The sequence below is a fragment of the Sneathiella sp. genome (assembly GCF_036844445.1).
Taxonomy (GTDB): Bacteria; Pseudomonadota; Alphaproteobacteria; order Sneathiellales; family Sneathiellaceae; genus Sneathiella.
Genome location: NZ_DAIUFV010000004.1, coordinates 317,470 through 339,809, shown reverse-complemented (window position 1 = coordinate 339,809; position 22,340 = coordinate 317,470). Strand labels below are relative to the sequence as shown.

Sequence of the window (22,340 nt, the reverse complement as noted above, 5' to 3'; positions counted from 1 at the left end):
TTTCAAAGCGGCGGATAAAAGCAATCAAAACTTGCAGGAAGTGGCAACTGTGTGTCCGGCCTCATGAGGAGGAAGGGGGAGGGGACGGCTGCCGGACGAGCCGGCAGCCGCGTTGTAACGCTGATCAGAGCTTGCTGGGTTTGAGAAACCTCAAGAAAGCTTTCCAAGCGCCCCACCCGAGCAGCGCAGAATCGAAAGCAGCCGTCATAATAACAGCTTCACCAATCGTGCAGTAGTTGTTGTGAAGTGCTTGGGCTGCTTTGCCGAGAAATTTAACCTTATCGTGATTTTCTTTCGACAGCGAGAATGACTTGATCAGGCTCCTTGTCGCATAGGTGACCCCCCAGTGGATCGGGCTATCATTGCCGACAGGAATCTGATAGGTCATCATATAGGCGAAATCGGTCAGGCGTGGCATCTTGCCATATTCCCGGTTGCCAGTATTTCCGTCCTTCGCCACCTGGATGAGGAATTCAAGAATAAGTCGGCGGAACTTCAGTAGATATGGATCATCTTTATTAATTGGCGTGTCCAAAAGACTGACTGTATTAATTGCGTGAAGTTGCTTTCTATCGTTGATCGGAAAGCCGTCTTGAACATAGCCATCCTTATCTATAAGAGACAACAGATCTTTGCCAACTCGGAAACTACCCCAAGATTTCATCCATTTCAGCAACGTTTCTTCGTCCTTATATCCATAGTTGACGGCAATCTTGCGCAGTGCCGGAAGGTGCTTATCCTCGAGCTTGCCATTCCTAAGCCGGTCAGGGATGTCGACGCCCGGGTACAGTTTTCTGACCACGTCTACGTAATTCTTATAAACATTGGTATAGAAGCGCTCGCCTGCGACAGGGACTTCCTCGCCCGGATCGTCGCGCGGCACGGTCGACTGATCATAAAACTGGATTTGCGGAAAACCTTCAACGGAGGCGGGAAGTTTGAAAGGTTTCTCCTGGTCTTTGAGAACCATAATTGCATCGAAAGCGTCGTCAGCAATTTTTTTATAGATTGCCGCATTCTCGGAGAAGTATTTGCCGACTTTGCAGGCGGCCTTTACAGCGGGGCTCTTGTCGGAATGAGCCACAACAAAATGCTCAGCAAGCGGCGCACCGGTAATGTAGGTGGCGACGTATCCCAGCATGTAGATATACAGCACCTCCGTTATCTTTAATTCGTCCGAAAACGCGAGGCTTGTCTTCGGGACAAAGGCATAGTGATTGAAGATCGTATTGATCTCTGTTTCTTTGTCTGAGATCGTCATCTTTGTCTTGTAGACCGCGGCGGAGATATAACCCATCGGCATGCCGCTGTCGGCATTGAAGATTAAAAAATGCAGCATGCGGTGCGACGGCGTGCTGTCGTCACACTGTACCCCGTGGCCATCGAGCAGCCGTTTCAATGTCGGGTCCCCATAGCGCCCGCGCGCGCCATAAGCCTCAATATCGGTCTGCTGAAACATGATGCTGAGAAGCAGCAGTGTCAGGTTCGGGAAGCGGATGTCCGGGTTGATGCCGGCATAGCCGCTTGGGTCATCCCAGATCATCAGGCCCCGATTGTACGGCTTTTCACCATTTTTGAGGTAGTGACGTTCCTTCTCCATATTTACCCAAGGGAAAGGAAATCCTGGGTCGGCGAGACCTTTCGGCGTCAGCTTGTATTTGTCCAGATTCTTTCCGGGGTTTGTTGTTTTATTGCCAAGAATCTGATCGCACAGGATAAACAGTTCGTCCATACTCTGCGGTAGCGGAACCTGAACGCGAATGGCGCCGCTCGGCTCCAGGAACGGATGGATCGGGTTGATATTTGTTACGAGAGGGCTGACTGCATTGAGATACTTCGCGTCGCCCGTAATAAATCCGTTCGCGACCTCTATCAGCCTCTCCCTATACTTCATGCTCGCGGTCTTATTGAGAGTGCCTTTGTTTTTCTCATACTCCGTAAGAAATTCTCGCGAAAAGTAATTCGTTAAATTTGAACCCGAGAACGGATTATTGAGTGGATTGCCGTCATATTCCGGTCCGGCGCTCGTCAAGGGAGCATATTTTGGGAAATCTAAAGGTATTCCTGACATAATTTGTCCTTTTCAAAGTAATTGTTGAAATACCTTGAAAGGACGATCTAATATTTACTTATGTGATTACTGTTTGTTTATAATTATTATTTTCTTTTTATTTGTGGTTGGCTCTTGGGCGTCTGTCGGATGGCCGACAGCCGAAATAGTCGCGATACGCCCGGCTGAAGGAAGACTGACAGGTATAGCCGGTCATTTCGGCGACATCCGAGAGGCTGTGCCGGCCGCTACCGATCAGGAGCTCCGCCTGCTTCATGCGGCATCGCTTTGAATATTGGTGGATACTGCAGCCATATATTTCACTGAAGAGCTGCGCGAGGCGGTTATGCCCGATCCCGACCTGGCGGGCGAGGGCGCGGCAGTTTGGCGGCGCGGCGAAGTCGCTTTCAAGGAGCGCCGCGGCCCTCTGGACTTTAAGCGCATCGCGCATTGGGCGCGACGTGGCATCGACCGGCCCGGGCGCGCTCTGCAGCATCGGTATCGCCGCACAGATAAGTTCGCTCATTTTTATGCGCACAAACTCCTCTAGCAGCGGGCCTTCGAACTCGTTTCGGAACAGATCATCGAGGGCGCGCTGCATCCGCATGGAGAGCGGCGCCTCAAGCTCGATCGGCGCCCCGAGCGTTCCGCTCAGGAAATGGGATATCTCCTCGCTTTCGGTGTCCTCCGAGGAGAGATAGTGCGCGGCAATCTTCTCGGACGTCGCCCAAATGCCGACATAGCGAAGCTCCGCCTTTTTCCGGAACTGGCGCTCCTGACGGGCGCCGTCGGGAAAGCAGGACAGATAGACATTCCCCCCGATAAACGGGCGAAGCCGCCGCCCGTCGATCTTTCTTGCGCCGTCAAGCGACTGCAGGAATTGCAGGGAGAGGCCACGGCTCATGCGCATGTCGATGGAAAGGTCGTCCGTGAGGCTGCCTTCAAGATACCATCCGGTGATCCCCGGCACGCCGTCGAGAAACCGAATTGTTCCCGTGAATTCGCCGGCGAGGTCGCGCCCGAGCAGCGCCGCGAGATCGGCCGCTCCAAGCCGGTTATAGAGTCTGCTGAAATTCTCCTGGCTGAGCCTGATCCGTCGAATGGGCGCGCCTCCTTCTCATCCCTTCGGGGATAATATACTAAATTTAAATGAATCGGGACGAAATGCTAAAATATTGTCGCGAACGGAAAAGACGGCGTCGGCATCTATCGCCTATGTTGAAAGAGAAAATCGGAGACCGGGAGGGGAGAAAGCGATGCCTCACATAAAGCCGGCGGAGTTCGTGAGCCGCCTTGAAAAGCTTCAGCGGCTGATCGCCCGGGAAGGGCTGGATCTCTTTATCGTTTCCTGCAAGGACAGTATCTACTATCTGACCGGGGCGGGGTATGAGCCGCTTGAGCGGCCATTTTTTCTCCTTGTCGCTCCTGCCGGCGCGCCGGTGCTGATCGCGCCGATGCTTGACACTGCGCATATGCAGAAGGGCGCAAATATCACCGCTGACAATTCCTTCAGCTACTTCGAATACCCCGCGCCTGAGGGGCGCGGCTGGCCGGATATTCTGAAGGAGCGACTTGCCGGGGCGAGCGAGGTCGGCGTCGAGCCCGGCCTTACGCTTGAGGTTTATGACGAGATCAAAGCGCTGAAGCCACGGGCCGTTCCGCTCATCGAGGAGTTGCGCGTGATCAAGTCGCCCGCCGAAATCGAGATGATCCGCCGCGCCGCCCGCTACGCAGATATCGCGATGTCGCGCCTGCTGGCGACGGCCTATTACGGTGTCCCTGCGGTTGAGGGCTTTGCCGAGACGAGCAAGGTCACCCGGGCGATGATCCGCGACGTTGCGGATTATGATCCCGTCAATTCGAGCGTCCTGATGGCGCCCTGGGCCGCGCCGCGAAGTGCGCAGCCGCATTCGATCCCTGCCTTTACCGACAGGCTGGAAGAGGGGCCCCATGTGGCGCTTGTGCTGACGCGGGTAAACGGTTATTCGGCGGAAGTCGAGCGCACCTTTTTTACCGCAACGCCCGACAGCTGGTCGATTGCCGCCTTCAAGGTGATGGAAGAAGCGCGCCGGCGCATGTTCTCCATGATCCGGCCGGGGCAGCGCTGCGATGAAATCGACAGCGCGGTCAACAGCTTCCTTGCCGAAGAGGGATTTAACGGCGACGCGGTGCGGCTCCATCGGACCGGCCACGGCTTCGGTCTCGGTGCGCATGAGGCGCCGTGGATTGCCGAAGGAAGTGATCATGTGCTGGGCGAAAATATGGTCATCAGCAATGAACCCGGCATCTACCGCGCCGGCTTTGGCGGCGTGCGCCACTCCGATACCGTCCTTGTGACGAAAGACGGCTATGAATGCCTGACGAAAAGTCCGCTAACGCTGGAGGAACTGACCTTCACCGCGAAACCCGGCCTCAAACAGAAGCTGCGAAGCCGCCTCGTGCGCCGTGCGTTGAATTTCTGAGCCGGCATAAGGCCCGCACCCTCCCATCGGCCGCATCACACGCCAGCATCGCACGATTGCGACGGCCTGCCCGCGCTGAGCTCGGCGCGATGGGATGCCCTTGCCCCCGAAACCCGTCTCTCATAAAAAAACCGGAAGGACTTTCGCCCTTCCGGTCAAGTAAGGCGCGCTACGCCGGCCACAATGAGAAAAAACCGACGGGCGCCAAAGCAAGTAGGTTGGGAGGAACCGCTTGCCTGAAAAGAGTGATACGGAGCGGCCCCTTGCGGGCCCAAGCATATCCGTCCTTTATGACCTGTTTGTAACCTTTCCCTCCGCCGTTACAGAATTGTCTGGCTCTGCAAATCTTTCGGCGCTTTGGTGAGCACGATCGGGCCGCTTTCGCCGACCACGACGGTATCATCGAAGCGAAAGCCGCCGACGCCCGGAAGATAGATGCCGGGCTCCGCCGAATAGACTTCATTGGCGATCAGCGGGCGGGGATTGAACGCCATATCTTCGGGGAATTCATGCCCGATCAGCCCCATCCCATGACCCGTGCGGTGCATGATATTGCCTGCGAAGCCATGCTCGATAAACACCTGCCGCGGCGCTTCGTCGACATTGCTGAGCGCGTTGCCGGCGACGAGATTGTCGATCGCGGCCTGATTGGCAAGCCGCGCGGCCTCGAAGGCGCGGACCTGAAGTTCATTCGGCCGGCCGCAGAAATAGGTCCGCTCATTCTCGATGGTGACACCGTTGAGGCGCGGAATGATGATATTGACAATGCCATCGCCCTCTTTGATGCGTGCGCCGGCCTGCCCGGTATCGCCATGCGGCGAGGAGGAGGAGGGGCCGCTCAAGGCAAAGAAGCGGAGCTCGAAATTCTCGCCGGGATAGCGGCTCGCCGCTTCCTCGAACGCCTTTGTGGCGATCGAGTAATCGAGTTCATGCACGAGGCGGCCCGGGCGGATGCCGTCGCGGTAAAACTCCTGCATCCAGTCGCTGAGGTCGCACAGCTCGCGCATGATATCGATTTCCTCGCGGTGCTTTATCCAGCGCATCTGGCGAAACTCGCTGGTGCAGTTCTCGGCTGATAGTCCAGGGTGGGTCCTCGCCACCTTGTCAAGCCATGCCGTACTGCCATCAACACCGAGGCGTCCCGCGCCGAGGCCAAGTGCCCCAATTGTGTCGGTAAGCTGCTCAAGAAAGCTCCGCGCATCCCGGTTGTCGCCGCGCCCGAGGGGAAATTCGCAGTAAAAGAGCAGGGTTTTCGTCCACAGGCTGCCGCGATCGGTGGCGAAGTCGGTATGATGGGTCGAGAGCGCGTTCAGGATCGCCACCGGCTCGCCCCGGCGCGGCATGATCAGCGCAATCGGCCGCTCCCATGTCTGCACATCGACGTGAAAATTTGAAAAGAACTGGAAGAAATCGGCGCCGAACAGGACCACGCCGTCCAGCCCCTTGTCGTCCATCATCTTGTCCAGCATGGTGCGGCGATAGTCATACACGGCCGAGGATAAAAAACTCATCTTCTGTTCCTTTCTTCGTTATTTTCACTGTTGATGGTTGGGATGCGATCAGAGGGCGAGCGCTTTGAGGCGGCGCCGGAAATAGAGGCTGGAGACAAGCGTTGCAATGATCGTCGCGAGCGTCAGCACGAAGGCGAGCGCCGCGCCGAAGGGCCAGTTGGACATCGCCGCCACCTGCTGGTAAAGCGCCGGAGCCATCATCGCAAAACTCGGCCCGCCCAGCAGGACGGGCGTTGAATAGGCGTTCATGCAAAGGATGAAGACCATGATGCAACCGGTTGCAATACCCGGCACGGAGAGCGGCAGGATGACCCGCCGGAAAGCGGTGAGACGGCTCGCGCCGAGATTTTCCGCGGCCTCCGTCAGCGAATAGTCGATACTTTCGAGGACGCCCTGAAGGGTCAGGATCATAAACGGCAGGATGACGCAGAGGATGCCGACAAAGACCGAAAAGGTGGTGTACATCATCTCGATCGGCTCATCGATCAGCCCGATCCGCATCAGCATGACATTAATGAAGCCCTTGGCGCCGAACAGGGTCATCCAGCCCGCCGCCCTGACCACATTCCCGACCAGCAGCGGGAAAATGACCAGGATGACGAACAGGCTTTTGAAACGCGATTTCGTCGTCGCAAGAAAATAGGCGACCGGATATCCAAGCAGCAGCGAGACAATGGTGCATTCCAGCGATACCGTGAGCGTGGTAAGCAGGACCTTCTGGAAATACGGCTCGCCGAAGAAGCGGGCGTAATTCTCCCAAGTAAAGGTCTCCACCATCAGCTCGAGCGGATCGAAGGCATTGAAGCTGTATCGCAGCAGGATCAATGTTGGAATGACGAGCGCGATCACGATGATGAGCGTTGCCGGCATCAGCATCGTGGAGGCGGTGACAGTCAGGCCGTTTGAGTTGGACATCCGGTTGCTTTCTGCCTCAGGCCTTGAAGGTCTGGTTCCACCAGGAGAGCATGTTCGCGCTCTGCTCCGCCCAGTAACCGTAGTTGGTCTTGTAGAAATTCGCGCGCTCGGCCTCGCTGAAGCTGATCGTCGCCGCGAGGTCCGCGGGCAGTTCCGCGCCCTTGACCGTCGGGACATAGCCCATCTTCGCCGCGAACCCGGCCTGCGCCTTGGGATCGAGCATCGCGTTCAGGAATGCCTTTGCGGCCTCCGGATTGGCTGCGTTCTTGGTCATAGCTGCTTCAAAGACGACCGGCAGCGCGCCTTCCGAGGGCACCGCGAAGGCAAGCGGCAGGCCCATTTGCTGCCACTGGTAGGCACGGGCGCGCCACATCAGCGACACGTCGATCTCGCCGCTCTTGAAGGCGTTGGCCACCGCCTCGTTCGAGGGAAGGATTTTCACGCCCGTTTTTTTCAGCTCCAGCAGCGGCGCGTAGCCGGGCTCGAAATTCTCATTGCTGCCGCCATGGGCGAGGGCGGAGGCGATGATCGCCTGATTGAAGAGAATGTCGGCAAGGCCAATCTTACCGTCATATTCCGACTTCCAGAGATCCTTGTAGGAGGTCGGCGGCGCGACGGTTTCCTTGTTGTAGACGATGACCAGCCCGCTATAGATATGCGGGATGGAATAGCCGGTCTCGAACTGCGGGAAGATGGTGTCGAGCAGGGGAACGTCGGCGGCGCTTAGCGAGGCGAGACAGTCCTTCTCATGAAGTTGGTGCATATCGGACTCGCCAAAGCTTACGACATCCAGTGAATTGACGGGCCGGCCGGCCTGGGCAATGACCTTCGTCTTGCGGGCGCTGGTGTTACCGGTATCGAACACGACCGAGACCCCGTCCGCGCTCATCGAGAGCGGCTGCACGATCTCGCCGAGCAGGCGGGAATAATCGCCGCCCCAGGTCGCCATGACAATTTCCTTCGCCGCCCACGCCGGCAGCGTCGGCGCGAGAGTGGCACCGGCGGTCAGCGCCGCCGCGCCTTTTACAAATGTGCGTCTTCCAATGTTGAATTTGGTCATTTTCTCTCCTCCTCTAAAAGTCCTGCTTTTCAGTCGTTTGTGGAACTCATGCGCCGTCCTGATCGGCGATGAGATGGGCGCTTGCCGAGGACCAGCCGGCGACCACATGGGCGCCTGTTTCCGCCTGGAATGTCTGGCCGGGCCGGTTCTGCAGTTGCACCGTAATCAGGTCCTCATCGGTCAGCCGGAGTTCGACTTCGGTGAGCGAGCCGAGATAGGTGATCCGTTCCACCTTCCCCTCAAAGCTGTTATCGAAGCTGGTCGCCTCGGGGCCGAGACGGATGCTCTCGGGGCGGACGCTGAGCAGCGTGCAGTTGGCGGCGCCGTTGACCGGCTGCGGACAGCGAAGCTTGAGATGGCTTCTGGTGTTGAAGCTGCCGCCGCCGTTGCAGTGACCGGTGAAAAAGTTCGATTTGCCGAGAAAACTGGCGACAAAGCGCGAATTGGGGCGGTTATAAACCTCGCTGCCGCTGCCCGCCTGCATGATCCGCCCGGCTTTCATAACTACCAGCCGGTCGGCCAGCATCAGCGCTTCCTTCTGGTCGTGCGTCACGAACACCGAGGTCAGGCCGAGCCGTTGCTGCAGGGCGCGGATCTCGTTGCCGACGCTTTGCCGCAGGACCGCATCGAGATTGGAGAGCGGTTCATCAAGCAGGAAAATGTCGGGCCGGATGACCAGGGCGCGGGCGATGGCGACACGCTGGCGCTGCCCGCCCGACATCTCCTTCGGGTAGCGGTCCTCATAGCCGTCGAGATGGACGAGGGCGAGGGTCTCGCGGATCAGGCGCCGGCGCTCGTCTTTCGGGATTTTCCGCATCTCCAGTCCGAAGCCGACATTCTCGCCGACTGTCATATGCGGGAAGAGGGCGTAGCTCTGGAAGATCATACCGGTGTTGCGCTGGTTGGGGGGAACGCGCGTGACATCGCGATCCCCGATGCGGATCGTGCCCGCGCTCGCCTCGATAAATCCCGCGATCATGCGCAGCAGCGTGGTTTTGCCGCAACCGCTCGGCCCGAGAAGGGCGATCAGCTCCGGCCCGTCGATGCGCAGCGACAGATTGTCGATCGCTTTGACCGAACCGAAGGTTTTCGTCACATTTTCGATTTGAAGCGAGGCCATCTAAACAATCCTGCTTAATTTGAAGAACCGGTCGGTGATCAGCAGAAGAACAGCGATCACGATGATCTGGATTGTGCTGACGGCGGCGATGGTGGGGTCCATGTTGAATTCCAGATACTGCATCTGGGCGATGGGCAGGGTGGTGCGGCCCGGGCTCACGATCAGCAGCGACAGTTCCAGATTTTCGAACGAGATGATGAAGCTGAACAGGCCCGCCGCGACAATACCGCCGCGCATCAGGGGCAGGGTGACGCGGAAAAACGCCGTCCGGCTGCTCGCCCCGAGATTGCGGGCGGCTTCCTCAACCGAGCGATCCATCCCGATCAGATTGGCGGCAATCAGCCGCACCGCCCACGGCATCACCAGCATGGAGTGGGCGAGGATCAGCCCGACGTTGCTGGAAATGGGATCAAACGCAAAGGCGTCCGTGATCGCAATAAAGAAGATATAAAGCGCCACGCCGAGAACAATATTGGGGATGATGAGCGGCGAGAGCAGCAATCCATTCAGCAGATCGCGGCCCGGAAACTGGTGTCGCACCAGGACGATGGCGGCCATCACTCCGCAGACGACGGCGATCGTCGATGAAATGGCGGCGACGATTATGCTGGTGATGAACCCGTTCAGAAATACCGGTGTCTCAGCCGCCGCGGCGAACCATTTCAGGGTGTAGCCGGGCGGCGGGAAGGTCAGAAAGGAGCTGTCGAAGAAGGCGACCCAGACAATGAATATGACCGGCAGCACCAGAAACGCCATGACTGAGGCGATAAAGATGTATGCGAACAGCCTGAACAATGTCTGAACCTCCCGTCTGCCGGTCGTTGCCGGCAGCAATTCCCTGTCTTGTCTGTCAGTCATATAACAAACAGATATGTTTGTTTGTTATATGTGGGGCGGGCGGTATCTGTCAAGTGGAATTGACAAAGGCGCCCGTATCTTTCCGTGAAAAACTCGTTAAAAGCCGGACGAAATCAGTTGAGCGGCGCGCCGATCAGAAACAGGCTGAGGATCAGCCCCGTGATCCCGAGCGTCACGCCGACAATGTTGATACTTGCGGCCGCGAGCCCGATCCCGAAGGAGGCGTAATGCGTCAGGTCCTTGTCGACGAAAAGCGACTTCAAATGCCGATGGATGCCACCCGGCGCAATCCGCAAAATCAGATAGATCCATCCGGCGCGGTAGATCCATCCGGCCGCGAACGGAAAGGAAAGGGTGACAAGCGCGACCACCAGCATGGAGACCATCCCTTTGGCAGGGCTGGTGGCGGTGAAGGGCTTCAATCCCCGCTTCAGGCGCCACCAGCTTGCCAGATTGAAAAGGGCGCCAGCCGCTGCATAGGCAAGCTGGCAGTAGATAATCTCAATCATCGGATTATGTCGTCTAGCCGAAGGTCACATCCGGCAGCCAGAGACAGAGCTGCGGGAAGAAAACAATCAGGATGATCACCGCGAGAATGGCGAAATAGAAGGGCCAGATCGCGCGCATGAAGTCGGTCAGCGGCACTTTCGAGATCGCCATCACGACATAGAGACAGATGCCGACCGGAGGGGTGATGCCGCCGATCATGATGCTCATGATGAAGACGATCCCGAGATGGATCGGGTCGATTCCGACATTTGTCGCGATGGTGAGGAACAGTGGGCCGAAGACGATAAGAATCGGTAGCCCTTCCATCACGGTGCCAAGCAGCAGGACGCTCACGATAATCACCATGAAGACGCCAAACTGCGTCGTCACCCATTCGCCGACGAAGGCCGCGAACATCTGCGGGATATTTGCGGTGGAGACAATCCACGTGAAAATGACTGCGGCGGCAATGATGAACAGCGTTGCCGCGGTCACCGATGCGGCCTCCGCTGTCGCCTCCAGGATATGGCGCCAGTTGAACTTTAGCAGAAACAGGCCGATCACCAGAACATACAGCACCGCGACAACGCCCGCCTCCGTCGGCGTGAACACACCGCTCATGATGCCGCCGATCAGAATGATCGGGGCGAGAACGGGCAGGATGGCGCCGTAGAAGCTCGCCAGAACCTCGCGAAAATCGGCCCGCGGATGCACGGGGCAGGTCTCCCGCCCGGATCTGGCGAGGAAATAGATTAGCAACATCATTGACCCCGCCATCATCAGCCCCGGGATCACGCCCGCCATAAACATACGGCCGAGCGATACTTCGGTAACAAAGGCATAGATGACCATGATGATGGAGGGCGGAATGATGGGACCGATCAGGGCGGAAGCGGCAGTAATGGCAGCGCTGAAGCGGTCACGATAGCCGGCCTCGCGCATCGCCTTGATCTCCACGGCGCCAAGACCGCCGGCATCGGCGATGATGGACCCGGACATACCCGCAAAAATCACCGAAGCCAGCACATTGACATGCCCGAGGCCGCCCGGAATATGGCGGACGAGGGCGCCCGCGAAGGCGAAAATCCGCTCCGTAATCCCCATGGTGTTCATGAGATAGCCGGCGAGAAGGAAGAGCGGCACGGCAAGGAGCGCGAAGGAATCGACGCCGCCCGCCACTTTCTGGGCCAGCAGGATCAGCGGAATATCCATTACCACGAGGTAAATGACGGCGGCGATCAGCATCGCAAAGGCGATGGGAACCCGGATGAGGATGAGCAGCAGAAATACCGCCAGAATAATTGCAAATAACATCGCAGCGGCTCCCTATTCCGAAATCGGCGTGACCACATGCATCTCTTTGCTAACGCCCGTCGTCAGGGTTTTGAGTGCATGATCGATCGCAAAAATGATGATCAGTCCGCAACCGATAAGGAGCGGCAGGTAGTGCATGAAGAAGCGTGACAGCTCGAGCGTGCCCATTTCGAGCCGCATCGCCTGCGGCGTAAGCTCAAGCGCCTGGGAGGCGAGAACGAGAATAACGGCGATCACGCAAAGCTGCGCGGCAACATCCGCGAGCCGCACGAAAAGACTATCGCTTGCCGTCTCGCCGAGCAGATCGACGGTAATATGCGCCCGCGTCCGGTAAATCCATCCGGCGCCAACGAATGTCAGCCAGCTCATCGCGACGAGACAGACTTCGTCCGTGTAAGACAGCGGATAATCCAGCACATAACGGAACAGGATCTGGGCGGTCATCGCAATGACGATGATGAATATCAAGGAAATGCAAAAAATCTTGGCGGCTTTTTCGAGCCCGAGGCAGAGAATATCAAAGAGGTGGCGCATTGTGAGTATCCCGAACTGAAGGGGGGAGACGCGGCAGCCCCTGCATACAGCAACAAGGGGCAGGGGACTGCCGGGTATCCGGCGCGTTGGATCAGTTGACGTCCCTGAGGGCCATGATTTTTTCAAACCAGCCGTCGGGAATGAGCCCCTTCTCCACCATGACAGTGATGTTCTTGCGCGTATTGTCGGCGAACTGCTCGCGGACGGCGTCGTCCATCCGGTAGAATTTGCCGCCAAGAGCAATGATTTCCTCGCGCTGTTTGGCGAAGCCTTCGGCCGCGATCTTCGTCTGGTAGCGGCCCGCTTCTTCCGCCGCTTCCGTGATCAGCTTCTGATCTTCGGGCGAGAGCGCCTGCCATGCCCTTTCGTTCACGAACACGCTTACCTGCGGAAACATCATGTCGGCCTCCGTGATATAGGGGGCGACTTCATAGAGCTTGGTCGGCAGGATGCGGTTGGCGGCGCTTTCCGTCATCTCGACGACGCCCTGGCTGAGCGCGAGATATTGTTCGCCATAGTCGATCTTGACGCCGATCGCGCCCATATTCTCGTAATTCTGGACATACATCGGAACGCTCGCCGTGCGGACGCGGACGCCCTTTACATCATCAACGGACTCGATGAACTTGCTGGTGTGCATGAGCTGACGGGGCAACGAAAACCAGTTCGAGGCGATCACCCGGACGCCGAACTGGTCGATCAGCATCTGGTTCAGCTCCTGGCCCATATCGGATTTCATGAAGCGTTCCATATGGCCGAAATCCTTGAACAGGAACGCCGCGTCGATCACGCCGAAGGCCTTGACGAGGCGGGAGGCCTGGGAGCCGGCGGAAATGAAGACCTGCTGCGTTCCCGTCGAGACCGCTTCCATCTCTTCCTGCCCGTTGCCGAGCTGTCCGCCGTGTAGGTGGTTGAGGGTGATTCGCCCGTTCGAGCGCTCAGTGACAAGCTCGACAAATTTCGCGGCGGCCTTACCTTCATCCGACGCGGTGGTGCCAAGCCCGCCGCTCAGCCATTTGATTTCTTCGGCAACTCCGATACTTGCGGTCAGCATCGGCGTGCAGATAACCGTCCCTATAGCGAGAGCGGCAGCCGCCATCACTTTCATCTTTCCCATGTGCACAATCTCCCTGTTAGAAGTCACCCGGTAGAATACAGCAATTTGTATTCTTGTTTGACGCATTGAAATCCCATTCCTATGATGCCCGCCATAAAAGAGGATTTCGTCAACTTAAAATACAAACATGCTTGTTTGTTTGTCAACAGGAACTATTCTTTTTCTAACGGTGACACTAATGATGCAATGGGGTATGAGAAGCCGCTGATGAAAGCAGCCGTAATTTTGCCGGAAATTAATTACTATAATTATTGAGAAACATTACGAGTATTTGAATGAAGCGCACAGCACATCGATCCCAGGCGGAACGCACGCAGGAGATGAGGGACCGGCTCTGCCGGGCCACTCTGGAAGTGATCACCGATGTCGGATATGAAAAAACAACAACAACCATGATTGCGGAGCGGGCCGGGGTGTCGCGGGGCGCGCAGACGCATCATTTCCCGACCAAATATGATCTTGTCATCGCGTCTTTCAAATATCTCCTAAGCGATTGGGAAGCAAAGCGTGCTGCAGTGATCAGCGACCTCGGAGACGAGATCAATCTAGAGAATTACGTGCGCTTTCTGTGGAAGGAAATTTTCAGCCATCCGCAGTATGTTGCCGCACTCGAGCTGATGCTGGCGGCGCGCGGGGATGAGCAGTTGCATCAGGGGCTCGTCGAGTCGCTGAATGAACTGACGGAACTGAGGCAGACCCTGTGGCGGCAGATTTTTGAAGGCACCGGCGCCGAGCGCGACCGCGACATCATCATGCAGATGACCGTCTGCCTGTTCCGCGGCCTGTCGATGCAGGGCAGTCTCGAAGAATCGAACGGGCATCAGGGCGACGTCATCAACATGTGGATCGAAATGCTGACCGATCGCCTCGCCAAGCAGCAATCAAAACCCGCCTGAGCGCCCGCGTCGGCCCGCGAAAGGGGGGACGGGAGATCGCATCCCCCCGCCAACCGCCGCAATCCTCGCATTTGTTGCAACCCAGCGAAAGCGGGCTGATCCGCATGTGTAGTTGCACCATGTCCGCGCCGATCCCTGGCATCTCACCCGGCCCATGCCCGGTGGTTAATTTACCACTTTCCGGGGCATGCAGAATCGCCCCGTTATAGCAAAATCAAATCGCCTGACCGTATTTCGATAGTCGGATATGCGGGCGCCTGCCTCATCAATACATTTCGGGTATGCGTTTATAAAATCATCATAACGCGTTGAAAATAAGCTGCAATCTAATCCTCAACGGTCTCTGGCGCGATGCATCGAACTATTGATTTTTTGCATATAAAGCGCGCGGCATTTTGGTTAGGATTGTTATGACAATTGAAATTGACATTTTTGCAGCCGCTGGCCAAACTTGCTAAACTTAGTCATCTAAGTATTGGCGGCGGATGGCCGATAAAAGCCGGGCAGGGCTGTCAGTATAACAAAAATGATGGAGCGCAGGAACCGCGGCGGGAAAAATGCGGGCATGCGCACAGGGAAATCGGCCTCCGGGCGGCGCCGAGGCCGGGTGATAAAAATAAATTTGACAGGGGAGTGAAGATGAAACGTCACCTTAAAACTATGGCACTTCTCGGCGGCGGCCTGCTGTCGGCGATGGCGTTTGGACCGTCCGCCTCGGCGGAGACGACTTTAAGCTGGGTGGATGGGAACCCCAACCGCGGGGCGCGGGCTGATACCTATATGTGGTTTGCGGACGAGCTCACCAAACAGACAAACGGCGAGATCAAAGTGGAGTTTCACTGGGCCGGCGCCCTGCTGAAATGGACTGCGACGACGGTCGGCGTCGGCAGCGGATCAGCGGACATCGGCACCGTTGTTGCGGCCTATAACCCGAAGGAGCTGACGGGCTACAGCATCGGCGATCTGCCGCTTGCCAACTCCGATATCTGGGTCGGGATGCGCGCAATCTATGATTTGGCGACCACCCATCCGGCATTGCAGAAAATGTGGGATGATCTCAATCTTGTCTATCTGACCAACGTGACGACGGGCGCGGTACAGCTCCTTTGCAAGAACAAAATCGTTGAAACGACGGAGGATCTGAAGGGGCTCAAAATTCGCGCTGTCGGTCCCTACGGGCAGACCTTCAACGATTTTGGCGCCAACGTCGTGCGCATGGAGCAGCCGAAAGTCTACAGCGCGCTCGATTCGGGTGTCGTTGACTGCAACATGAATTATCTGACGGCAATCGACGCGCTGAAACAGAATGAAGTCGCGAAGAAACTGACAATGCTCGACTGGGGGCAGAATCTCTCCTTCGGCGTGGTCATGAACAAGGATAGCTTCAACAAGCTGACGCCGGAGCAGCAGACGAGCCTCCGCGATATCTCCTCGGAATTCATTGATATCCATGCCAAGGCGTCCATCGAGGCCTATGACAAGAGCTACAAGGCGATCACCGAAGGCCCCAACGCCGTCGAGGTCGGCAAGATGAAGCCGGAGGAGCAGGCCAAGCTAGAAGCGCAAGGCATGACCTATTTCGGCGAGTGGGTCAAACGCGCGGATGAAGCCGGGCTCCCGGGGCAGGATATCTTCGATACCTACATGCAGCTCGTCGCGAAATATACGGAGATCCGGGACACGAAGGGCTATCCATGGGCACCGAAGTAGAGCAGAAAGCAGGACTGGACCGGGCGAATTTGCCCGGTCCGCGCTTCCTGTCCTCAATCGAGAAATTCGGGCTTGATGTCTCTGCGCTCGCGATTGTCATTCTCGCGCTTATGGTGACGGCCTCCATCGCCGGGCGGCTATTCTTCGGGACGTCCGTTCCAGATGATATTGTGATTGCCGGCGAGCTGATGGTCGCGCTGGTCGCGCTGCCCTGGGCCATTGTTACGGCGGATCGTGGTCATATCGCGGTTGAAGTCTTTACGACGCGGGTGACAGGACGGGGGAATATCTTCCTCAGTATCCTTTCCACCATCGCCGCACTTGTCATGCTGGTCCCGCTGACGCTCGCCGTTGGCCGGGCGCTGATGATATCGATCGACTTCGGCAGCTATTTCGACGGCGAACTCTACCTGCCGCAATGGCCGGGCCGCCTGATGTTTTTCCTTGGCTATGCGCTGATGCTGGTGCGCTTCGCGGTCCTTGTGAAGGACGATAGCTGGCAGCTTTTCAAATACGACTCCACCAACAGCAAAACATATAACGAATAGTAGTTCACATGGATCCCCTTACGCTTGGAGTGGGTGGCTTTGTGACCATCCTGATACTGCTGATGGCGCGGGTTCCCATCGCTTTTGCACTGGGTTCGGTTGCCGTTGTCTGCACGCTCACCTTTTATTCCTGGCCGGTCGGCGGCGAATTTGACATCGTCCGCGGCTGGAAGGCAGCGGCGCCGGTTCTGACCTCGAACACCTATGACTTTGTCCATTCGTTTGAGCTTATCATGCTTCCACTCTTCATCGGGCTCAGTCATCTCGCGTTCCATTCGCGGATCACGACCGATATCTATTATGCAATGCGGCTCTTTCTGGCGCGCATTCCGGGCGGGCTCGCCATTGCCTCAATCATGGGCTGTGGCGGCTTTTCGGCCATCACGGGATCGAGCGTCGCCTGCGCGGCGGCGATGGGGCGGATCTGCACGCCGGAGATGCTGCAGGCAGGTTATGGCCGCCGGCTCGCGACGTCATCGGTCGCCGTCGGCGGCACGCTCGGCTCCCTCATTCCGCCGAGCGTTCCCTTTATCCTCTATGGCATCTTCACCGAGCAATCGATCAGCAAGCTCTTTATGGCGGGCATCCTGCCGGGGCTGATTTCGCTTCTCGCCTTCATTATCGTCGTGGTCGTGTGGGTGAAGGCAAATCCGGCCGAGGCGCCGGTTGTCAGGCTGGCGCTCAAGCCCGGAGACCGCCGCCGCGCCGCGTTCAATACCTGGCCGGCTATACTGCTGTTCGGCATCATCTGTATCGGCATCTTTGGCGGTTTTATCACCACGACCGAGGCGGCGGCCATCAGCGTCGTGGTGGCAACCATCATCGGCGTCGCGCTGAAGCGCCTTACCTACGCCAGCTTCATTCACTCCCTCCGCGAGACAGCCTATCAGACGGCGATGATCTTCCTGATCGCGTTCGGCGCCAAGATTTTTGTCTCTTTCATCTCGCTGACCGGCGTTGCTCCGTGGCTAATTGCGGAGCTGCAGGGCGCCAATCTTTCCAACTGGATGATCATCGGCCTGATCACGATCGCCTTTCTTATCCTTGGCATGTTCCTTGATCCGATCGGTATCCTGCTGCTCACCCTGCCGATTACTGTGCCACTGGTCGATGAGATGGGCTACAACCTGATCTGGTTCGGTGTCATCGTCGTCAAGCTGCTTGAAATCGGCCTGATTACGCCGCCGGTGGGGCTGAACGCGTTCGTCGTAAAGTCGGTGATCGATCGCGACATTCCCGTTCACACGATTTTCGCCGGTATCAGCCGGTTCCTGATTGCGGAAGTCATCGTCCTAGGACTGCTGCTTGGCTTCCCGATCCTGTCACTCCTTCTGCCCGATACATTTCTTGGATGAAAATAATAATATGTGGAGGACCATAGGGCTATGAGACTACTTGCAAAAACCTACTGGCACGGAACGCAGATCCGCTTCCGTGACCCCGTCGAAGGCGTCACCGGCATCGCCGTGCAGGTCGATGCGGAGGACAAGACCCGCGTGCGCGGCACCTTCTGGCGACCGGACAATAATCCGAAGCCGAAAGTCGTCGTCATCGCCGCGCATCCGCGGGGGGACTTCTCCGAGCATCATGCGTTCCCCGGTTTTCTGAAGGCGGGCTATGGCTGCATGGGCGCCAATATGCGGAGCATCAATAACGATTCTGACTGTCTGCATGAGAAGCTGGTTCTCGACATCGCGGCCTATATGAAATGGCTGAAAGAGAACGGCGCGGAGAAAATCATTCTGCTTGGCAATTCGGGCGGCGGCGCACTCTTCTCCTTCTATCAGGCGCAGGCGGTCGCCAAGCCGGAAGACCGGATCAAATTCACCCCGGGCGGACGCCCGACAGGGCTTGAAAAGGCGGACCTTATCCCGGGTGATGCGATCATCTATATGGCCGCGCACACGGGCGAGGGGAAGATCATCAACGAGGTGATCGATCCGTCCGTCTCGGATGAGCATGATCCGCTGAAAGTGAACCCCGAGTTCGATATGTATGACCCGGCGAACGGATTTAAGCCGGCGCCGCAGTGGGTCGAATATTCGCCTGAGTTCGTCAAAAAATTCCGCGATGCGCAGATTGCGCGCGTGCAGCGCCTCGACAGCATCGCCCATGAGTGGATCAAGGAAGCGGCGGACGCGGCGCGCATTCACGGCAGCGAATATTTCGAGGATCTGCCGGCGGAAGTGCAGCGGCGTGTGCTGCGGCAGGAATATTTCGAGCCCGTGATGGTGATCTACCGGACCATGGCCAACCTTCACTATGCCGACAAGACGCTGGACCCGTCGCCGCGTGGCTATGGCTCGATTATGAGCCCGCGGCCTGACCTGATGAACTTCCAGCGTTTTGGCTTCGCCCGGGTAATGACGCCGCATGGCTGGCTCTCGACCTGGTCGGGACTGTCATCGAACGCGTGTATCGAGCTCACCGGCCCCTCCATCACCATCCCGGCCGTTGTCATTCATGCCGGCAAAGATCTGGAGGTTTTTCCCGCGACCCACTCCAAGGTCAATTTCAACACCATCAAATCAACGGATAAGGAATATTGGGATATTCCCGAGGCGCTTCACTATTTCGAGCCCGACGAGGGAGATAACGGGAACGAGACGCTGAACCGCATGCTTGATCGGCTGGTGGCGTGGACGCGCGCGCGCTTTCCGCTCTGATGGGAGAAAAAATGGGACGCCTCAACGATAAAACCGCCATCATCACCGGTGCCGGCAGCGGTATCGGCCAAGCCACTGCCCTCCTGTTCGCGGAGGAGGGGGCCAATGTGGTCGTCTGCGACCTCAACGAGGCGGCCTGCGACAAGACGGTTCGCGAGATCACGGGAAAGGGGGGATCGGCGCTTGCCGCCCCCATGGATGTGACGCGCGAGGAGGACTGGCAGCGCGTCTTCGAGGCGGCGGAGAAAGCATTCAAACGCATTGACGTGCTGATGAATTGCGCCGGCGTCGGCGATCAGACACCGATTGAAGATACGACGGTCGAGATCTACAACAAGGTTTGTGATGTCAACCTGAAAGGCGTCTTTCTCGGCTGTAAATATGCGATCCGTCATATGAAGCATCGCGATGAAAACCTGCCACTCGCCTCGATCATCAATGTCTCCTCGACTGCCGGCTTCGTCGGCACGGCCCGCTCCGGCATTTACACCATGTCGAAAGGCGGCGTGCGGCTTTTCTCCAAGGCCGTGGCCGTCGAGGTGGCGGAGTTCGGCTACCCGATCCGCTGCAATTCGCTCCACCCCGGCGGCACCGTCACGCCAATGTTCGACAACTCGCTCGCGACGCGCAATATCTCGCAGGAGAAATTCAGCGAACTCGTCAAGCGCCGCAATCTGCTCGGCCGGCGCGCCGATCCAATCGAAATTGCCAACGGGGCGCTGTTCCTGGCAAGCGATGAATCGTCATTCATGACCGGAACGGAACTTGCGCTCGATGGCGGCTACGCCGCCCGTTGAATCGTCGCCGAGGAGTGAACCGACTTTATAGGTCGCGTTCGGGAGTGTATTCCGAGCGCGGCTTTTTTTGTGCCGCAGCGACGGGTTTCGGGTCGCTATAAAAATTCTGTCGACAGTCATTCATTCTTCAGTGTTCGGGCATAAAGCTTAGATGTCTAACTTGACGCCGCCGCATATCTAATTAATCATTCCATTAAATAATAAACTGCGCATAAGCGTGTTGAAGGGAGTGTATGTAATGGGATCTCAACCGGTTCTTTGTGACATTGAGGAGGGGGTCGCGCTCGTTACCCTGAACCGGCCGGAGGCCGGAAACGCGAGCGATGCGGCGATGGCGCATGCGCTGATTGCGCTCTGGCCGGAGCTTGCGAAGAATGATGCGGTGCGAGTTGTCGTCCTGACCGGCGCAGGCATCCGCCACTTCTGCACCGGTGCGGATATGAAGCTCGCCTCCGAGAAGGGCGATACCGGTTTTGACGCGTGGGGGGATGTTCCGGAAAATTTCTTCAAGCCGGTAATCTGCGCGGTCAACGGCGTTGTCGCTGGCGGCGGCTGGCATTTTATGTGGCAGGCGGATTTCGCCATCGCCTCCGAGACGGCGACCTTCCTTGAGCCGCATGTCAGCGTCGGCTGGGTGCCGCTTCGCGAAATGCTGGGGATGGCGCTTCGCGCGCCGCAGGGGCCGATCCGCCGCATGGCCTATATGGGCACGGCTGAGCGGATGGATGCCAAGCGCGCCTATGAGCTTGGCATCGTGACCGAAATTGTCCCTGCCGAGCAGCTGGTCGCGCGCACCCTTGAAGTCGCCCGCATCATTGCCAAACAGGCCCCGCTTGCGGTGCAGACACAGAAGGAGGCGTTCCAGCGCGCCTTCGATCTGCGTTACGCCTGGCGGCCGCTTTATGACCATATGCATGAGAAGCGTATCCAGGTCGACTGGCAGAGCGAGGATGGCAAGGAAGGCCCGCGCGCCTTTGCCGAAAAACGCCCGCCGGTCTGGAAAGGCCGCTGAGATGACCGTGACCGCTCCCGGAGCGGCTTCGGCCTCGCTTCTTTCCGAACTTCGCGTGCTGGATGCCTCGAGCTATATCGCGGGGCCGGCGGCGGCCGCGATCCTTGCCGATTTCGGCGCCGATGTCATCAAGATCGAGCCGCCGGGAATGGGTGATGCCTATCGCCGTGTGCATCTCTCGGCGGGCAATCCGAAGTGCAAGATCGCCTATAGCTGGCAGATGGACAACCGCAGCAAACGCAGCCTCGCACTTGATTTTTCGGTGCCGGCCGGACGCGAGGTATTTCTGAAACTTGTCGCTGCGGCGGACGTGCTGATCATCAACACGCCGCTCAAAAGCCGCGAGAAGCTCGGCCTCACCTATGACGATCTGAAAGCCGTCAATCCGCGGCTGATCTATGCGTCTTTCACCGCTTACGGAGAGGAGGGGCCGGAGGCCGAGCGCTCCGGTTTCGATCATACCGCGCTCTGGGCCCGCACGGGGCTTATGGATACCATCCGCCCGGCGCCCGATGCGCCGCCTTCCCGCGTCGCGCTCGGGATGGGGGATCATATCTCCGCCCTCACCATTTTCGGATCGATAATGGCGGCCCTCTATCGCCGCGCCGTGACCGGGGAGGGGGCGTCGGTGAAATCCAATCTCATGGCAAACGGCCTCTGGTGCAACTCGCTGCAGATACAGGCCATGCTGGCCGGCGCGGAATATGACTATCGCCCCGCGCGGGAGAAGGCGGATAATGCGCTTCACAATCTCTATCGCACATCAGACGGCCGCTGGTTCCATCTCGTGCTGCTGCCGGAGGAGAAGCGCTGGCCTGATTTTCTTGGCGTCATCGCGCGCGAGGATCTGGCGGCCGACCCGCGCTTCGCCACGATGGCGGCGCGCCATGCCAATGCGCCGGCTCTGATCGGGATCCTCGATGAGATCTTCGCGTCGCGCGATATGGCCTATTGGCAGGAACGGCTCGATGCGGTGAGCATCCCGTTCGGTGCGGTTTACCGGCTTCGCGATATCCCGGGCGATCCGCAGGCGGCAGCGAGCGATGCGCTGACGCCGCTTTACGGGCTCGAGGGCAAGGCGGAGCGGACGGTCAACAGCCCGCTCTGGATCGACGGCATCGCCAAACGACCCGCGACCCGCGCGCCGGAGCTTGGCGAGCACAGCCTTGAAGTGCTGGAGGAGGCTGGCCTCAGCGCCGGCGAGATCAGAAGGCTGGCGGAAGAAAAAATTGTCGATATTCGCGCTGTGGATGCCTGAGGGCGGCGGATCGCAGAAGGCAA

The 22,340-nt window shown here is 58.0% G+C and carries 20 protein-coding genes; 9 read left to right on the top strand and 11 right to left on the bottom strand.

The annotated features are described in order from the left end of the window. Positions 1-124: 124 nt before the first annotated feature. Positions 125-2,071, bottom strand: coding sequence for a hypothetical protein (locus V7Z56_RS10585; RefSeq protein ID WP_334129398.1), 1,947 nt, complete (start codon positions 2,069-2,071; stop codon positions 125-127). Between the two features lie 97 nt (positions 2,072-2,168). Beyond that, positions 2,169-3,020, bottom strand: coding sequence for a helix-turn-helix domain-containing protein (locus V7Z56_RS10580; RefSeq protein ID WP_334129397.1), 852 nt, complete (start codon positions 3,018-3,020; stop codon positions 2,169-2,171). A 286-nt stretch (positions 3,021-3,306) separates the two neighbouring features. Here V7Z56_RS10580 and V7Z56_RS10575 point away from each other — a divergent pair, with 286 nt between their 5' ends. Beyond that, complete coding sequence (locus V7Z56_RS10575; protein ID WP_334129396.1) at positions 3,307-4,512, top strand: M24 family metallopeptidase; 1,206 nt, start codon at positions 3,307-3,309, stop codon at positions 4,510-4,512. 320 nt (positions 4,513-4,832) lie between these two features. Here the strand turns inward: V7Z56_RS10575 and V7Z56_RS10570 are convergent, their stop codons facing one another. The 9 genes from V7Z56_RS10570 to V7Z56_RS10530 form a co-directional block, all read right to left on the bottom strand. Beyond that, positions 4,833-6,023 carry a M24 family metallopeptidase gene (locus tag V7Z56_RS10570; RefSeq protein WP_334129395.1) on the bottom strand — a complete coding sequence of 397 codons (1,191 nt, stop codon included), beginning with the start codon at positions 6,021-6,023 and terminating at the stop codon, positions 4,833-4,835. 48 nt (positions 6,024-6,071) lie between these two features. After that, entirely contained in the window at positions 6,072-6,938 is an 867-nt protein-coding gene (locus V7Z56_RS10565) for an ABC transporter permease (protein ID WP_334129394.1), read from the bottom strand. Positions 6,939-6,954: 16 nt separating this feature from the next. Then, positions 6,955-7,998, bottom strand: a complete 1,044-nt coding sequence (locus V7Z56_RS10560) for an extracellular solute-binding protein (protein WP_334129393.1) — start codon at positions 7,996-7,998, stop codon at positions 6,955-6,957. A gap of 46 nt (positions 7,999-8,044) precedes the next feature. Further along, positions 8,045-9,118 carry an ABC transporter ATP-binding protein gene (locus tag V7Z56_RS10555; RefSeq protein ID WP_334129392.1) on the bottom strand — a complete coding sequence of 358 codons (1,074 nt, stop codon included), beginning with the start codon at positions 9,116-9,118 and terminating at the stop codon, positions 8,045-8,047. Further along, positions 9,119-9,976, bottom strand: coding sequence for an ABC transporter permease (locus V7Z56_RS10550; RefSeq protein WP_334129391.1), 858 nt, complete (start codon positions 9,974-9,976; stop codon positions 9,119-9,121). A 113-nt stretch (positions 9,977-10,089) separates the two neighbouring features. Then, complete coding sequence (locus V7Z56_RS10545; RefSeq protein WP_334129390.1) at positions 10,090-10,485, bottom strand: hypothetical protein; 396 nt, start codon at positions 10,483-10,485, stop codon at positions 10,090-10,092. 13 nt (positions 10,486-10,498) lie between these two features. After that, positions 10,499-11,779 (bottom strand): TRAP transporter large permease, encoded by a 1,281-nt coding sequence (locus tag V7Z56_RS10540; RefSeq protein ID WP_334129389.1) that lies wholly within the window; start codon positions 11,777-11,779, stop codon positions 10,499-10,501. 12 nt (positions 11,780-11,791) lie between these two features. Further along, on the bottom strand, positions 11,792-12,313 hold the full coding sequence (locus V7Z56_RS10535; protein ID WP_334129388.1) for a TRAP transporter small permease: 522 nt from the start codon (positions 12,311-12,313) through the stop codon (positions 11,792-11,794). A gap of 91 nt (positions 12,314-12,404) precedes the next feature. Beyond that, positions 12,405-13,430 (bottom strand): TRAP transporter substrate-binding protein, encoded by a 1,026-nt coding sequence (locus V7Z56_RS10530; RefSeq protein ID WP_334129387.1) that lies wholly within the window; start codon positions 13,428-13,430, stop codon positions 12,405-12,407. Positions 13,431-13,705: 275 nt separating this feature from the next. Here V7Z56_RS10530 and V7Z56_RS10525 point away from each other — a divergent pair, with 275 nt between their 5' ends. The 8 genes from V7Z56_RS10525 (at position 13,706) to V7Z56_RS10490 (ending at position 22,317) form a co-directional block, all read left to right on the top strand. Then, positions 13,706-14,326, top strand: coding sequence for a TetR/AcrR family transcriptional regulator (locus V7Z56_RS10525; protein WP_334129386.1), 621 nt, complete (start codon positions 13,706-13,708; stop codon positions 14,324-14,326). A 639-nt stretch (positions 14,327-14,965) separates the two neighbouring features. Continuing rightward, positions 14,966-16,036, top strand: a complete 1,071-nt coding sequence (locus V7Z56_RS10520) for a C4-dicarboxylate TRAP transporter substrate-binding protein (RefSeq protein WP_334129385.1) — start codon at positions 14,966-14,968, stop codon at positions 16,034-16,036. After that, positions 16,021-16,584: a TRAP transporter small permease gene (locus V7Z56_RS10515; protein WP_334129384.1), complete on the top strand. Its 564-nt coding sequence runs from the start codon at positions 16,021-16,023 to the stop codon at positions 16,582-16,584. Before V7Z56_RS10520 ends, V7Z56_RS10515 begins: the two co-directional genes overlap by 16 nt. An 8-nt stretch (positions 16,585-16,592) precedes the next feature. Continuing rightward, entirely contained in the window at positions 16,593-17,939 is a 1,347-nt protein-coding gene (locus V7Z56_RS10510; RefSeq protein WP_334129383.1) for a TRAP transporter large permease, read from the top strand. Between the two features lie 30 nt (positions 17,940-17,969). Continuing rightward, positions 17,970-19,250, top strand: a complete 1,281-nt coding sequence (locus tag V7Z56_RS10505) for an alpha/beta hydrolase (protein WP_334129382.1) — start codon at positions 17,970-17,972, stop codon at positions 19,248-19,250. Positions 19,251-19,261: 11 nt separating this feature from the next. Further along, positions 19,262-20,047, top strand: a complete 786-nt coding sequence (locus tag V7Z56_RS10500) for an SDR family NAD(P)-dependent oxidoreductase (protein ID WP_334129381.1) — start codon at positions 19,262-19,264, stop codon at positions 20,045-20,047. A 238-nt stretch (positions 20,048-20,285) separates the two neighbouring features. Beyond that, positions 20,286-21,059 carry an enoyl-CoA hydratase/isomerase family protein gene (locus tag V7Z56_RS10495; RefSeq protein ID WP_334129380.1) on the top strand — a complete coding sequence of 258 codons (774 nt, stop codon included), beginning with the start codon at positions 20,286-20,288 and terminating at the stop codon, positions 21,057-21,059. 1 nt (position 21,060) lies between these two features. Beyond that, complete coding sequence (locus V7Z56_RS10490) at positions 21,061-22,317, top strand: CaiB/BaiF CoA transferase family protein (RefSeq protein ID WP_334129379.1); 1,257 nt, start codon at positions 21,061-21,063, stop codon at positions 22,315-22,317. Positions 22,318-22,340: the final 23 nt, after the last annotated feature.

What these genes read in the sequence shown, in the direction of transcription:
- V7Z56_RS10585 (WP_334129398.1), bottom strand. Translation starts at nt 2,071, where the DNA reads ATGTCAGGAATACCTTTAGATTTCCCAAAATATGCTCCCTTGACGAGC.
- V7Z56_RS10575 (WP_334129396.1), top strand. Translation starts at nt 3,307, where the DNA reads ATGCCTCACATAAAGCCGGCGGAGTTCGTGAGCCGCCTTGAAAAGCTT.
- V7Z56_RS10570 (WP_334129395.1), bottom strand. Translation starts at nt 6,023, where the DNA reads ATGAGTTTTTTATCCTCGGCCGTGTATGACTATCGCCGCACCATGCTG.
- V7Z56_RS10565 (WP_334129394.1), bottom strand. Translation starts at nt 6,938, where the DNA reads ATGTCCAACTCAAACGGCCTGACTGTCACCGCCTCCACGATGCTGATG.
- V7Z56_RS10560 (WP_334129393.1), bottom strand. Translation starts at nt 7,998, where the DNA reads ATGACCAAATTCAACATTGGAAGACGCACATTTGTAAAAGGCGCGGCG.
- V7Z56_RS10555 (WP_334129392.1), bottom strand. Translation starts at nt 9,118, where the DNA reads ATGGCCTCGCTTCAAATCGAAAATGTGACGAAAACCTTCGGTTCGGTC.
- V7Z56_RS10550 (WP_334129391.1), bottom strand. Translation starts at nt 9,976, where the DNA reads ATGACTGACAGACAAGACAGGGAATTGCTGCCGGCAACGACCGGCAGA.
- V7Z56_RS10545 (WP_334129390.1), bottom strand. Translation starts at nt 10,485, where the DNA reads ATGATTGAGATTATCTACTGCCAGCTTGCCTATGCAGCGGCTGGCGCC.
- V7Z56_RS10540 (WP_334129389.1), bottom strand. Translation starts at nt 11,779, where the DNA reads ATGTTATTTGCAATTATTCTGGCGGTATTTCTGCTGCTCATCCTCATC.
- V7Z56_RS10535 (WP_334129388.1), bottom strand. Translation starts at nt 12,313, where the DNA reads ATGCGCCACCTCTTTGATATTCTCTGCCTCGGGCTCGAAAAAGCCGCC.
- V7Z56_RS10530 (WP_334129387.1), bottom strand. Translation starts at nt 13,430, where the DNA reads ATGGGAAAGATGAAAGTGATGGCGGCTGCCGCTCTCGCTATAGGGACG.
- V7Z56_RS10525 (WP_334129386.1), top strand. Translation starts at nt 13,706, where the DNA reads ATGAAGCGCACAGCACATCGATCCCAGGCGGAACGCACGCAGGAGATG.
- V7Z56_RS10520 (WP_334129385.1), top strand. Translation starts at nt 14,966, where the DNA reads ATGAAACGTCACCTTAAAACTATGGCACTTCTCGGCGGCGGCCTGCTG.
- V7Z56_RS10515 (WP_334129384.1), top strand. Translation starts at nt 16,021, where the DNA reads ATGGGCACCGAAGTAGAGCAGAAAGCAGGACTGGACCGGGCGAATTTG.
- V7Z56_RS10510 (WP_334129383.1), top strand. Translation starts at nt 16,593, where the DNA reads ATGGATCCCCTTACGCTTGGAGTGGGTGGCTTTGTGACCATCCTGATA.
- V7Z56_RS10505 (WP_334129382.1), top strand. Translation starts at nt 17,970, where the DNA reads ATGAGACTACTTGCAAAAACCTACTGGCACGGAACGCAGATCCGCTTC.
- V7Z56_RS10500 (WP_334129381.1), top strand. Translation starts at nt 19,262, where the DNA reads ATGGGACGCCTCAACGATAAAACCGCCATCATCACCGGTGCCGGCAGC.
- V7Z56_RS10495 (WP_334129380.1), top strand. Translation starts at nt 20,286, where the DNA reads ATGGGATCTCAACCGGTTCTTTGTGACATTGAGGAGGGGGTCGCGCTC.
- V7Z56_RS10490 (WP_334129379.1), top strand. Translation starts at nt 21,061, where the DNA reads ATGACCGTGACCGCTCCCGGAGCGGCTTCGGCCTCGCTTCTTTCCGAA.